The following is a 12,301-nucleotide window of genomic DNA, read 5'->3' as shown; positions in this document are numbered from 1 at the left end:
CTCAAGGCCCTCCGCTCGGATCCGTGCCACCAGCCGCAAAGTAGATCGTTTCCGCAGGCCGCGACACCCTCCAACGCGCCACGATGGCGCGACTGGCGATGATCGCGCGGATCGACCTCGCCCGGGGCGGCCCTTGATTGGCACGGCTAACGCCGCCTGAGGATGAACGCCTCCTCATCGTCGCTCTCCCCGTTGATGGAGCCCACCGCCCACAGCTCAGACGTTCCCGGGATCGTGGTCATGTTGGCCTTGCTGTCAGAACCGCTGACGACGCGGTCCTTCCGCGTCCACTTCTCGCCGTCATAGTGGAGGAAGACGACGTTGTTGGCCGGGTCGGTGCCGCTTGCCCACACATCGTTCTTGCCTGCGGCTGTGACGCTGGTCAGGGAGACGTTCCAGGCGGGCAGCTTTGCGTGCTTCCAGGTGGCGCCGTCCCAGTGCATGACGAGCGGGGCAGGGGGGACGTCTTCCTCCTCGCCTGTGGCCTTGCGGAGGCATTTGGCCGACAGGTAGTCGCGCTCCCGTTCACCGGGGGAGACCTCTCCCACAGCCCACACGTCGTCGGGGTCGGTCTGCCAGACGCTCTTCAGTACCCCGCCGCGCACGATGGGGATGAGCATGTTGTCGTCCATGATCAAGTTCTTGTCCGCCGGGTCCCCGTGCTGGATTGTCGGTGTGATGCCCTGGCACTTCGCGCGGCTTTGGGCGCCGACGATCCACGTGTGACCGCTCTTGAACGAGACTGCGTGGAGCCGCCTGTTGCGGTCGTAGATCGTGTCCATCGAGAACCTCCTGCCGTCCCAGTAGACGATGACGGGGCCCTCGTGGCCTTCGCCGATCAGCACCGCACGGCCCTTGTCCACGGAGATGTCGTTGAGCCGGTAGTTCTCAGCGATTCCGAACGGCTCGAAGGTGGTCCAGCGGCCGCCGCTTCGTCGAGCGAGCTCGGAACCAGCGAGAATCCAGACGTCATCTGGCCCGTCCACGTCGAGCCCGTTGATGGAGTACTTTTCCCATGGCAGCCGAACACGGGCCCAGGTCGAGCCGTCCCACTGCAGGAGGACGCCCCGGCCCTCGTCGTCCTCCGCACCGGCTTCGGACCCGATGGCCCACGCGTCGCGCGGTCCAGCCGCTTCCACCTCGATCATCCTGGAGCTCAACCTGAGCTTCGGGCTCTCAACGTCCTCCCACTGCCTGGACTGCTCGATCGGTTTGCTTGTGGTGGGCGTGGCAGCGGCGCTGGGGGAGGCAGGACCGGTGGTCGCTCGAGAAGTATTGGGCGTGGGGGACTGCGCGGTCCGGGGTGTCTCACTCGAGCATGCCGCCAGCACACCCAGGCAAGCCGCCGTCGCCACCACACGCCATATGATCTTCATGCGCCGCCATTGTTCCTGCCCGCCTCCGGCGGCGCCCGATATTTCTGGAAACATCCCGACTAACAGGATGACGCGGACGGTTGCACTTCCTATGTCAATACACCCGGGAGTGCCCGGTTGCCCAGCGCTACTTTGCACTTGGTGGCACGGACCCGAGCGGAGGGCCCTCAAGGCCGATGCCCGCAGCGGAAGCCGATGACTACGATCGACCGGGTGCGCGATGAAATGCCCAGGCCACCCTTAACTCAGCGGCTGCCGCATGGTGTGCGGACGGTGCTCACCTGGGGTGTCGTCGTGGCCTTCCTGCCGCTGCTGTACGCCGTGACGCTGGCCGATGACGAGAGCCTGCTGCCTGTGGGTGCGATGCACGCGGGTTTCGCCGCCGCGATGGCTTTCCCTCTGGTGTGGGCCCGGCGGCGGCCGTGTGCGGTGCTGGCGGTGCTGCTGGCCGAACTGCTCCTGGCCGTGGCGTTGGCGCAGCCCGCGGAGAGGGTCTGGCCGCTGGTGCCGGTGGCCGATCTCCTGGTCTGTTTCATCACGGCCACCCGTTCACGCCGCACCGGCCTGGCCGCGGCGGCCACCACGTTGATCGTCCAGGAGGCGGTCTGGCACGTGGCGCTGCTGACCCAGGGGTTGCGCGTCTTCGCCTCAGGCTTCCTCGCGCTGTCGGTCCTGCTCGGCCTGGGCGTCGTGGTCGCCTGGACGGCGGGCACGGCGCTGCGGCAACGACGCGAGTACGGCCGGGCGCTGCGTGCGCAGGCCGAGCTGCAGGCGGTCACGGCCGACCGGCTGCGCATCGCGCGCGAGCTGCACGACATGGTCGCGCACAGCATCGGCGTCATCGCCATCCAGGCCGGCGCAGGCGCGCGGGTGATCGACAGCCGGCCGGAGCAGGCGCGGGACGCGCTCGCCGCGATCGAGGCCGCCAGCCGGCAGACCCTGCAGGGACTCCGGCACATGCTCGGCGTGCTCCGCGAGCCCCCCGCCGCCTCGGAGCCGGAACCGGCGCCCTTGTCGGGGCTGGCAGACCTCGACCGGCTCGCCGAGACGACCACGGCCGCTGGCGTCCGCGTGGACGTGCGCCGCCAGGGCAAGCCACGCGGGCTGCCCCCAGCCATGGACCGGTGCGCCTTCCGCATCGTCCAGGAGTCGGTGACCAACGTCGTCCGCCACGCCGACGCCCGCCACTGCCAGGTCGTCCTCGACTACGCGCCCGACGAACTACGCGTCGACATCACCGACGACGGACGCGGCACCGCCACCACTGCGGCCTCGCCCGGCAGCGGGTACGGGATCGCCGGCATGCGCGAGAGAGCCGCTCTGCTGGACGGCCGCCTCAGTGCCGGACCACGCCCCGAGGGCGGTTTCCGCGTCACCGCCACCCTCCCGCTGCCCCAGCACACCGCAGCGCGGACCGCTCGTGTGGAGGCGCATTGACCATCCGCGTCGTGCTCGCCGACGACCAGCCGCTCATCCGCGCCGGTCTGCGCATGGTCATCGACGGCACTCCCGACGTCATCATCGCCGGCGAAGCCGGGACGGGAGCCCAAGCCGTCCAGCTCACCCGGCAGCTACGTCCCGACGTCGTCGTGATGGACATCCGCATGCCCGGCATGGACGGCATCGAGGCCACCCAGACCATCACCGCCGAAGCCCCGGACACCCGCGTTGCTCACCACGTTCGACGACGACGGCAACGTCTACGCCGCGCTGCGGGCCGGGGCGAGCGGGTTCCTGGTCAAGGACATGGCGCTGGAGGACATCTTGTCCGCCGTCCACGTGGTCGCAGCCGGCGACGCCCTGATCGCGCCCAGCGTCACCCGCCGCCTCATCGCCGAGTTCGCCGGCCGCCCCGAACCCCGCCCGCGGCCGCGCGAGTTGGCGGGCGTCACCGCGCGAGAACGCGAGGTGCTGACCCTGGTCGGGCGGGGCCTGTCCAACGCCGAGATCGCCGCCCACCTGCACATCAGCCCAGGCACCGCCAAAGCCCACGTCGCCAGCCTGCTCACCAAACTCGGCGCCCGCGACCGCGTCCAGCTCGTCATCGCCGCCTACGACGCCGGCCTGGTATCCCCGCTCCATGACGACCGATAACGAGAAGCGCGCCGGCCCAGCCCCGTCAACCACTGTCTGACAACTTGGCGGCTACCCCGGCAACGGCACCTCTCAGGCGGCATCGGTCTCCTCTCCAAGCTCGAGGTTGACATCCATGTCCTCCAGCGGTGCGTTCAGGTCGTAGACGTAGTCGCCGAAGCGGCGCACGTTGTCTTCCTGGTAGGGGACATGATGGCCACGTCGGCGCGATGCATCGTCTCGCCCTCGCTGCGCAGCTGGTGAGCACCAGGGACATGTCCAGCGTGGTCTGGTACATGACCAGGTCGGCGACCAGGGTGTTGAACTTGATCGCCTTTTCCTGTTCTTCCGGGTCGTTCTCAGCGATCACTCCGTTGTTGCCGAATCCGATCCTTGGAGAAGTTGTTTGAAGGACTCGACCATGTTGGTGGCCCGGGTGATGTTCTCCCGCAGCGTGGTGTCGGAGACGTATCGAAGAAGCACCATGGTGCGGATCACGCGGCCCAGTTCGTGGAAGGCGCGGTAGATCTTGTTGCGTTTGGAGTCGTGCCGCAGCCGCCGCAACAGAGTGATCGACGACAACTCGCCTTCGCGGATGGAGATGGCCACCTTCATCAGGTCCTGCCAGTGATCCTCGATCGGCTGCCAGTTGATCGGCTCGCCGAACAGCGCGTCGATGTGCCGATAGCGCAGGCCCGGCTCGGGCCGGTGGAAGGTCAGGTCCCGGAAGTTGCGGATGCGCGGCAGCAGCTCGAATCCGAACAGATGCGCCAAACCAAAGACAGGGAACGACTGGCCTTGCGTATCGGCGTGAATCTCCTTGGGCGCCGCCTCGCTCTCCTGCTCCAGCGGGCCCTCGATGATGTAGACCGCTTCCCACACCCCGCACGGCACGAATCTCGAAAACAGCGCGATGTAATTGTCGGCGATGTGGTGGTAAGCGACGCCACCGTAGCCGCCGTACCGGATGTGGAACTCCGCGATCAGGTTGTCCACGTAGATGTCGTACTTGGTGCCGTCGGCGGCCACCGCGTTGCCCTCTCAGCCGCACGATCACCGTCCGCGAGGCCGAACACGCGAAGATCTTCGCCGCCCCGGGCTTCGATTCACTCGCGCGGGACAACCTCCGAGATTGCGCTGCAGCGCTCTGGATGACCTCCCTCACCATTGCGCTCTCCAACAACGGCAGGCCGACGTCCGTCAGGTTCAAGGCTTCAAGATCGACTCATGGCCGGTTTTCCCGATATCTCGGCTGGACCCGTTAGTAGGGCTCGTGGGGGGAGGGCGAGGTTCTGGTGGAGGTCGCAGGCGCGAATCGTGGTGCCGGCCTGCGTGGATCAGGGCCGCTGCAGCGGTGCGACTGCGCAAGGCTACCAGGGCAGCAGGCCGTCCTCGCTGAAGAACCCTGCGGTGGGTCCGTCGGTGCCCAGCGTGGCCAGGCGCACCACGACCGCGGCGCCCTGCGCGGGGGTGAGGTACCCGCTGTGGTTGTTGCTGTCGGTGGCGACGAAGCCCGGGGCGGCGGCGTTGACGAGGATGCCGTCCTTGCACAGCTCATTGGCGTACTGCACGGTCAGCGCGTTCAGCGCGGACTTCGACGGCGTGTACGCGGCCGACGGCAGCAGGGCTGCGAACGGGCCGTCCGGGTCGCTGGTGAGGGTCAGCGACCCGGCGTGACTGCTGACGTTGACGATGCGCGCCGCCGGCGAGCGCCGCAGCAGCGGCAGCATCGCGTTGATCACCGCGATCACCCCGAAGACGTTGGTCTCGAACACCGCCCGGACCATGTCCAGGTCGACCGAACTGGGAACCTGATCGTGGGCGTCTTCCGGCGAGACCTTCCCGGAGCCGGTGATGCCGGCGTTGTTGACCAGCACGTCAAGGCGGCCCCAGCGCTCCTCGACCCACCTGGCGGCCTCCTGCACGGTGGTCAGGTCGGTGACGTCCAGGGCGACCGCGTGCGCGTCGCCGCCCGCCGCGCGCACCGCCGCAGCGGCCTCCTGGCCGCGCCGCGGATCTCTCGAGCCGATCACCACCGTCATGCCCATCGCCGCAAGCCGCGCGGCGATCGCGCGGCCGATTCCCTTGTTCGCCCCGGTGACCATCGCCACCTGATGTGTGGTGTGCTCGTTCATGACCAAACTCCTGTCGGGGACAGCCTGTTTTCGTGGAGTTGCCTGCCGCGCGGTCGTTCACGCGGCGTCCTGACGAGCAAGAGATCCCGGCGACCCGATCCCTGTGACAGCGCGATGCTGTGACGTGCATCACCGATCACGGGTGTCACAAAGCGGAGGCGACCGGGATCGTATGCGTGCACGGTCGAGAACGAACAGGCAGGAAGCAGCAATGAGCGAACGCAGCGAGCAACCGACGGACACAGCCGGGCCCCTCGCTCGTGGCAGCATCCGCATCGACTCCGCTGTGGACCCGGCCACCGAGGTGTTCCTCGCCCACCGCAACCTGCTGTTCACGGTCGCCTACGAGCTGCTCGGCTCGGCCGCCGACGCCGAGGACGTCCTGCAGGAGACCTGGCTGCGGTGGGCGGGCGTCGACCACGCCACTGTGCTGGACCGGCGCGCCTACATGGTCAAGATCACCGCCCGGGAGGCGCTGAAACGGCTGCGCACGCTCGGCCGGCGCAAGGAGTCCTACGTCGGTCCCTGGCTGCCCGAGCCGCTGCTGACCGCCCCGGACGTGGCCGAGGATGTGGAGCTGGCCGACAGCGTCTCGATGGCGATGCTGCTGGTGCTGGAGACGCTCACCCCCACCGAGCGGGCGGTGTTCGTGCTGCGCGAGGTGTTCGACCTGGACTACGACGAGATCGCCGACGCCGTCGGCAAGAGCCCGGCCGCGGTCCGACAGATCGCCCACCGGGCACGGACCCACGTCGCCGCGCGCCGACCCCGCGGGAGCGTCACCCCCGCCCAGACCCGCGATGCGCTGCAGGCGTTCCAGAGCGCGGTCGAAACCGGCGACCTGCAGAGCCTGCTCGACATCCTCGCCCCCGACGTCGTCCTGTTGACCGACGGCGGCGGAGTCGTGCAGGCCGCGCTGTCGCCCATCGTGGGGGCCGATCAGGTGGCCCGCGTGCTGGGCAGGATCGCCGGCACGGCGTCGCTGCAACCGACCCAGGTCAACGGCTACCCGGCGCTGCTCCTCCGGCGGGGCGGCGAGACCGACACCGTCATGGCGGTGCGCATCGACGACGGCCTCATCACCGGGCTCTACGCCGTGCGCAATCCCGAGAAACTGTCGCGGGTCGAGCATGAGACTGCCCTGCACCGCTGAGTCGCCCTGATCGCGATCGCCACCATGCCCGTCAGGGCGCTGTTGTCTCTGACCGCCACGCGCGGCGTCACCCACCCTCCGTCCGCCTCCCCGGAGCAGGCCGGCCTTGAGCCCCGGCACGCCCGCCCCGGGCACCACCCCCTACGGTGGCAGCGTGAAGATCCGTCAAGGCACACCCGACGACATCCCCGCCGTCCTGGCCATGTTCGACAGCGCCGTCGCCTGGCTGACCGCCCGGGGACGCACCGGTCAGTGGGGCAGCCGGCCCTTCACCGGCGACCCGCGCCGCACCCAGCAGGTCACCACCTGGGCCGAAAGCGGCGGCATGCGCATCGCCGACATCGGCGCCACTCCCGCCGGCTGCCTCGTCGTCGGCTCCGCCCACGACTACGTCACCCCTGCCGCCGAACCCGAGCTCTACGTCCAGGCTCTGGTCATCGACCGCCGCCACGCCGGCCGCGAGGTCGGGCGCACCCTGCTGGACTGGGCCGCGCAGCACGCCCGCGGCCTCGGCGTCGGCCTGCTGCGCGTCGACTGCTACGCCGGCGATGACGGCCGTCTCGTCGCCTACTACGAAAGCTGCGGCTTCACCCGCGCCGAACCCTTCACCGTGGGGGAGTGGCCCGGCATGCTCCTGCACCGCCGTCCATGACCACCGCCGCCGGTCCACAACGCCGGTCCAGGGGTTGCTGTAGTCCCGGAGAAATTTGGTCGGATTTCGCTGACCTGCGCTGATGTAAAAGGTCCCGTACGTTGATCACTTCCGCTACCGTTCGTACGGTCCTGACCGGTGGTTGCGGTGTGGAGGTGGTCGATGTCGACCCGGATGTTCTCCGAGGACCAGCTGGAGCGGTTACAGTCGTACCCCGATATCGGCCGCGACGATTTGATCCGGTACTTCACCCTGACACCTGCCGACGTGGCTTTCATCGACCCGGGGCGGGGCCGTGGCGCGGACCGATCGATTAGGGCTTGCCGTTCAACTGGCGACCTTGCCCTGGCTGGGGTTCGTGTCGGACGAGGTGACCTCGGCGCCGCCCGTGGCGGTGGCGCGGCTGGCCGAGCGGCTGAGGGTGGATCCAGCGGCGCTGGAGGGGTACGGCGAGCGGGCGCACACCCGCTCGGATCACCTGCGGCTGGCAGCAGAACATCTGGGGTGGAAGAGCGCTCCGGCCGGCAAGGCGGCGCACGTTGGAGTGCAGCCCGTCCGCGCCGACGACGAGGTCGAAGCGGCGCGGCGTTGTCGAACCGCACCTCACCGTCGGGCGAGATAGCGGTGATCGAGTCGCCGAAGATGTACTCGACGTCGTCGCGTGCGGCGTCGTAGTAGATCTCGCTGACCTGCGGTTTTCCGACCTTTGTGTAATCAGGCGAGGTTGGTGGCCCTCGCCGGTTCCGGGGTACCGGAACGAAATCCGGCGTCAACGCGGTTCCCGCTGGTCAGTGAGTTCTCTCGCTCGCCTCTTCCGAAGGCGGTCAACACCGGATCCCGTTCCGTCGCACCGCGCGGGGCGCGAGGGCCTTGCCCGCGGGCTGTTCCCCAGCAGCTCGATCGCCGCCCGGGACTGGGGGCTGCCTGCCGCTGCCGTGTCTTGGCAGAGTTTCGCAGGCCGAGACCATGGATCACTTGCGCGTCATGGGGGTCAGTCGAGCGCGCCCGCCAGCGGCGGCTGTCCGGCCTGCTCGTGGGCCATGGCCACGCCGCGGGTCTCGGTGAGTGCGAAGGTGCAGACGAGGGAGAGCACGGCGAGCGCGGACAGCATCACGCCGATGCCGATGCCGCCGAACGATGCGCTCAGGCCGGGGGCGAGCAACGGTGGGACGGCGCCTCCGAGGACCCCGGCGATGTTGTATCCGAGCCCCGCACCGGTGTAGCGGTGCCGGGGCGCGAACAGCTCGGGCAGGAAAGAACCGGCCGGGCCGTACGCGATCCCGACGATCAACAGCGTGACCGCGAGGCCGGCGGCGAAGGCGACCGAGGCACCGGTGTCGACCAGCGGGAAAAGGGCCAGTCCCCACACGATCCCGACAGCGCACGCAGCCATGATCACCTTGCGGCGCCCGTACCGGTCGGAGAGCACGCCGGCCAGCACGGTGGCGATGCCGAACGCGACCGCGGCGGCGATGCCGATACTGAGCACGACCGGCCGGGACAGCCCGGCGCCCTGGGGGTTGGTGCCGTAGCTGGTGAGGTAGGCGGTGCCCATGTAGAAGAACGTGAAAAGCATGGTGAGTGAGCCGGCGGACAGCAACACCTCGCGTGGCTGGCTTCTCAGCGCCTCGAGGAAGGGCAGGCGTCTCGGCTGCTGCGCCGGAACGGCGGCTTGGGCGGCCTTGAACGCGGGGGTCTCCTCGATGCTGAGCCGGACGTAGAGGCCGACGCCGACGAGCAGAATCGACAGCAGGAACGGAATGCGCCAGCCGTAGGCGAGGAAGGCCTCGTCGGAGTCACCCATGACGAGGCTGGTGGTCAGGAAGGTGGCGCTGGACAGGGCGAAGGCGAAGGCAGGGCCGAGCTGGGGGAACACGCCGTAGAGACCGCGCTTGTCCTTGGGGGCGTACTCGGCGGCCAGGAGGGTGGCGCCGGCCCACTCGCCGCCGACGGCGAAACCCTGGGCGATGCGGAGCAGCACCAGGATGATTGGGGCGGCGACGCCGATGGTCTCGGCGCTGGGTAGCAGCCCGATGAGTACGGTGGCGATGCCCATGAGTAGCAGGGTGGAGATCAGGGTGCGCTTGCGCCCGAGCCGGTCGCCGTAGTGGCCGAACAGTATGGCCCCGACCGGGCGGGCGAAGAAGGCGACGGCGAACGTGGCGAACGATGCGACGGTGCCGGCGGCCGGTCCGAGTGCGGGGAAGAACACCTTCGGGAAGACGAGCGCGGCTGCGGTTCCGTAGATGAAGAAATCGTAGAATTCGATCGTCGTTCCTGCACAGCTCGCGATCGCGACTCGGCGCAACGATATTTCGCGCGCCCGCTGTTCCTCGACAGCCATGGGTGACTCCCTGGTGCTATGGGGGGTGCCGACTCGGCAAGGCAAGGCTCCAGGATGGGAGACGGGGCGCACTACCCGCGAAAGTGGGTAATTCCAACGACGCTGAGCTGGGGGACGGATACGCCGTGCGCTGGTCAGCGCGCCAGAAGACCGTCGCGCCTGTCCCGGCCATGCTCGGCATGCGGGCGTCTACTTGCCTGACGTGGTGCGACATGAGGCCGCACTCGATGAGCAGCTATGACAGGCCCGCGCGTCCAGCGCGGTCACCGCGTCTTCAGGGACGATGACCTGGAAGCCGAACTCGTCGGCGAACCGCGCCGTCTGCTCGACGCCGAAGTTCGTGGCGATCCCGGTGATGATCAGAGTGTCGATGCCGCGCGAGCGAAACGCCTCCTCCAGCCCGGTGTCGTGGAAGGCGCACCGCCTCGGCCAGGTCGAGGGAGCGGGCCACCACGGCGGGACCGGCATGCGGCGCCGTGGGCTGCTCGACGATGCGCGTCATCAGGTCGATGAGGATGAGCGCGGTACGCCGGGGGTCCAGCTTGTCCATGATCGACATCGTGGTGGTCACTCGACACGCGTCAGGACGGTGTCCTCGGCCAAGAAGATCCGCCCGTCGGGGTGGACCGCCAGGTTCTGCGCCGGCCGGTCGAGCAGCAGCTTGCCGGTACGGCCGGCCAGGTCGATCTCGAACAGCAGGTGCCGCTGGACCAGGGCGTAGATCCGGCCGTCCGCGGCCGGACGGGCGAGCTCGCCCGCGGTCGAACCCGTGTCCGGGGCCAGCCGCAGGCGGTGCACCACCTGCCGGGAGGCCACGTCGAAGGCGAAGAGCTGCCCGTCGGCGAGTCCCCACAACAGGCCGGTGGAGTCCGGGAGGAGCGCCGGGATGGCCGGGGCTCCGGGGACCGGCGTCATCTCGAAGGTCTTGCCGGCCGAGACGGTCCAGCCGAACAGGCGGGCCTCGGGCTGGGTCGGCGTGGGCGTCGAGTAGCCGCCGTGAATCGACGTCCCGCCGACGATCGTGCCGTCCTGGTAGGCCAGGCTGACGATGGACTGGTCGGTGACTACCGGCAGGTGGACGGCTGCCGCCAGGGTGGTCTTGTCGACGATGACGAGGGCGCCGTTCAGCGTGGTCCCGTCCGGCATGGTGCCGTAGGCCAGGTCGGTGCCCGCGTCGGTCATCGCGCGGATGCGTACCTGGTGCTGCGCCTTCAGATCGGTGATCTTCACCGGGTTGTCGGCCGTCCCCGGCGGGCCGGGCGCGTACTCGGGGCTCGACCAGGGCAGGGACGGGTCGTAGCGGTACAGCCGGGAGTCCGGGTACCCGCCGATCCAGACGGCGCCGCCGATCTCGCGGATGCTCTCGATCTGCCCGAAGCTGTGATAGTCCGCCTGTCCGGTGCCGGGATCGATCTCGGCGAAGCCGCTGAGGAACCCGCCGGCGTACACGGTCCCGCTCTGACCGGCGTGCAGCGTGAGGATGAGGACCGGGTCGCCGGGCACGTCGGTCTGGACGAGCTCGCCGCGGCCGGTGATCGGGTTGTGCCGGAAGAGCGCGCCGCGCCACAGGAGCCCGGTGACCGTCTCGCCGGGCCAGTCGCGCGTGCCGAGGTCGGCCCATCCGATGCCGCGGTTGTTGGCGACCCGGCCCATGATGTCGGGGCCGACCGCGGTGAGTTTCCCGGTACGCGGCTGGTAGCGGGTGAGGCGGTTGTTCCGGGTGAAGTAGACCTCGCCGCGCCGGCCGGGCGAGGAGACGTCGAGGCCGGCGACGCCGTCGATGAGGTCGATCCACTTGCCGGCCGAGATGTCGTAGACGCCGAGCTTGCCGTTGATCGCGGTGCCGAAGCGGGCGTAGAGCTTTCCGGCGTAGGCGTTGAGGTCGTTGACGAGTTGCCCGGTCCCGTCGCCGAGCCCCTCGGGGAGGGGGAGCTCGCGCTTGGCGCCGGTGTCCTTGTGGATGGCGATGACGTGGGCGTCCGGCAGGGTCCCGGCGTAGATGTAGGACCCCCAGACGGCGATGCTGCGGACGTACTGGAGGCCGGGCAGGAGCTGGCCGTAGTCACGGACCCGGCCGGTGCGGTGGTCGTAGCGGAAGACGCGGCCGCCGGGATAGGTGCCGCCGTAGAGGCGGTCCTCATCGTCGATGGCCAGGCGCCAGATGTAGTGCTCGGAGGGGAGCGGGCGGCCGAGGTTCTCCGGCGTGCTGTCCGGGCCCGGCTTGCGGCGGTAGAGGGAGCCGGTGTCGTAGGTGCCGACGTAGAGGGTGCCGTCGCGGGTGGCGACGACCGCGTACGCGCCCGGCGACCCGGTCAGCGGCTGGGTGAGCACCGTCTTGGCGGTGGCGGGGTCCACGGCGTTGAGCTTGGCCGGTTCGCCGGTGGCGACCGACCACAGGACCTTTTTGCCGTGCGGGCCGGGCGCCATGGCGCCGCCGACCAGCGTGACGTCCCGGAGCGGGGAGCCGAGCGGCGTGACGGACACGGCGCGTGCCGGGGTCGGGATGAGGGCGGCGCCCGGCGCCAGGATCGCGGCGGCTAACAGGCTGCGGCGGGTGAGCATAGCGGG

10 protein-coding genes and 2 pseudogenes are annotated in these 12,301 nt (G+C 69.4%); 5 read left to right on the top strand and 7 right to left on the bottom strand.

The genetic code is table 11. The features are described 5' to 3' along the window. Positions 1-146: 146 nt before the first annotated feature. On the bottom strand, positions 147-1,148 hold the full coding sequence (locus ACTWQA_RS46910) for a hypothetical protein (RefSeq protein WP_443165331.1): 1,002 nt from the start codon (positions 1,146-1,148) through the stop codon (positions 147-149). A gap of 441 nt (positions 1,149-1,589) precedes the next feature. Here ACTWQA_RS46910 and ACTWQA_RS46905 point away from each other — a divergent pair, with 441 nt between their 5' ends. Both ACTWQA_RS46905 and ACTWQA_RS46900 read left to right on the top strand, forming a co-directional pair. Next, positions 1,590-2,813: a sensor histidine kinase gene (locus ACTWQA_RS46905; protein WP_443165330.1), complete on the top strand. Its 1,224-nt coding sequence runs from the start codon at positions 1,590-1,592 to the stop codon at positions 2,811-2,813. A gap of 53 nt (positions 2,814-2,866) precedes the next feature. After that, a pseudogene (locus ACTWQA_RS46900) lies at positions 2,867-3,470 on the top strand (response regulator). Positions 3,471-3,750: 280 nt separating this feature from the next. Here ACTWQA_RS46900 and ACTWQA_RS46895 read toward each other — a convergent pair. From ACTWQA_RS46895 to ACTWQA_RS46885, 3 genes and pseudogenes are all read right to left on the bottom strand, one after another. Continuing rightward, positions 3,751-3,819: pseudogene (locus ACTWQA_RS46895) on the bottom strand (hypothetical protein); the annotation flags it as partial. After that, the gene (locus tag ACTWQA_RS46890) at positions 3,816-4,478 is read right to left on the bottom strand and encodes a Tn3 family transposase (RefSeq protein ID WP_443165329.1); all 663 of its coding nucleotides are present in this window, start codon (positions 4,476-4,478) and stop codon (positions 3,816-3,818) included. The gene ACTWQA_RS46890 and the pseudogene ACTWQA_RS46895, both read right to left, overlap by 4 nt. 341 nt (positions 4,479-4,819) lie before the next feature. After that, positions 4,820-5,584, bottom strand: coding sequence for an SDR family NAD(P)-dependent oxidoreductase (locus ACTWQA_RS46885; protein WP_443165328.1), 765 nt, complete (start codon positions 5,582-5,584; stop codon positions 4,820-4,822). Positions 5,585-5,795: 211 nt separating this feature from the next. Here ACTWQA_RS46885 and ACTWQA_RS46880 point away from each other — a divergent pair, with 211 nt between their 5' ends. The 3 genes from ACTWQA_RS46880 to ACTWQA_RS46870 all read left to right on the top strand — a co-directional run bounded on the left by ACTWQA_RS46880 (position 5,796) and on the right by ACTWQA_RS46870 (position 8,011). Then, complete coding sequence (locus ACTWQA_RS46880; RefSeq protein WP_443165327.1) at positions 5,796-6,737, top strand: RNA polymerase sigma-70 factor; 942 nt, start codon at positions 5,796-5,798, stop codon at positions 6,735-6,737. A 154-nt stretch (positions 6,738-6,891) separates the two neighbouring features. Continuing rightward, positions 6,892-7,389 (top strand): GNAT family N-acetyltransferase, encoded by a 498-nt coding sequence (locus ACTWQA_RS46875; protein WP_443165326.1) that lies wholly within the window; start codon positions 6,892-6,894, stop codon positions 7,387-7,389. Positions 7,390-7,729: 340 nt separating this feature from the next. Continuing rightward, positions 7,730-8,011 carry a DUF4158 domain-containing protein gene (locus ACTWQA_RS46870; RefSeq protein ID WP_443165325.1) on the top strand — a complete coding sequence of 94 codons (282 nt, stop codon included), beginning with the start codon at positions 7,730-7,732 and terminating at the stop codon, positions 8,009-8,011. 369 nt (positions 8,012-8,380) lie between these two features. On the opposite strand, the gene ACTWQA_RS46865 is transcribed toward ACTWQA_RS46870, so the two are convergent. The 3 genes from ACTWQA_RS46865 to ACTWQA_RS46855 all read right to left on the bottom strand — a co-directional run bounded on the left by ACTWQA_RS46865 (position 8,381) and on the right by ACTWQA_RS46855 (position 12,295). Beyond that, complete coding sequence (locus ACTWQA_RS46865; protein ID WP_443165324.1) at positions 8,381-9,733, bottom strand: MFS transporter; 1,353 nt, start codon at positions 9,731-9,733, stop codon at positions 8,381-8,383. A 189-nt stretch (positions 9,734-9,922) separates the two neighbouring features. Continuing rightward, positions 9,923-10,201 (bottom strand): isochorismatase family cysteine hydrolase, encoded by a 279-nt coding sequence (locus ACTWQA_RS46860; protein ID WP_443165323.1) that lies wholly within the window; start codon positions 10,199-10,201, stop codon positions 9,923-9,925. A 99-nt stretch (positions 10,202-10,300) separates the two neighbouring features. Then, positions 10,301-12,295, bottom strand: coding sequence for a hypothetical protein (locus ACTWQA_RS46855; protein WP_443165322.1), 1,995 nt, complete (start codon positions 12,293-12,295; stop codon positions 10,301-10,303). Positions 12,296-12,301 lie beyond the last annotated feature (6 nt).

The sequence above is a fragment of the Nonomuraea sp. 10N515B genome (assembly GCF_052245915.1).
Classification (GTDB): domain Bacteria; phylum Actinomycetota; class Actinomycetes; order Streptosporangiales; family Streptosporangiaceae; genus Nonomuraea.
The sequence above is the reverse complement of the archived record's forward strand: the minus strand, read 5'-3'. Positions and strand labels throughout refer to the sequence as shown.

Coding starts and splice junctions, on each gene's coding strand:
- ACTWQA_RS46910 (WP_443165331.1), bottom strand. CDS start 1,148: ATGATCGAGGTGGAAGCGGCTGGACCGCGCGACGCGTGGGCCATCGGG.
- ACTWQA_RS46885 (WP_443165328.1), bottom strand. CDS start 5,584: ATGAACGAGCACACCACACATCAGGTGGCGATGGTCACCGGGGCGAAC.
- ACTWQA_RS46880 (WP_443165327.1), top strand. CDS start 5,796: ATGAGCGAACGCAGCGAGCAACCGACGGACACAGCCGGGCCCCTCGCT.
- ACTWQA_RS46865 (WP_443165324.1), bottom strand. CDS start 9,733: ATGGCTGTCGAGGAACAGCGGGCGCGCGAAATATCGTTGCGCCGAGTC.
- ACTWQA_RS46860 (WP_443165323.1), bottom strand. CDS start 10,201: ATGCCGGTCCCGCCGTGGTGGCCCGCTCCCTCGACCTGGCCGAGGCGG.
- ACTWQA_RS46855 (WP_443165322.1), bottom strand. CDS start 12,295: ATGCTCACCCGCCGCAGCCTGTTAGCCGCCGCGATCCTGGCGCCGGGC.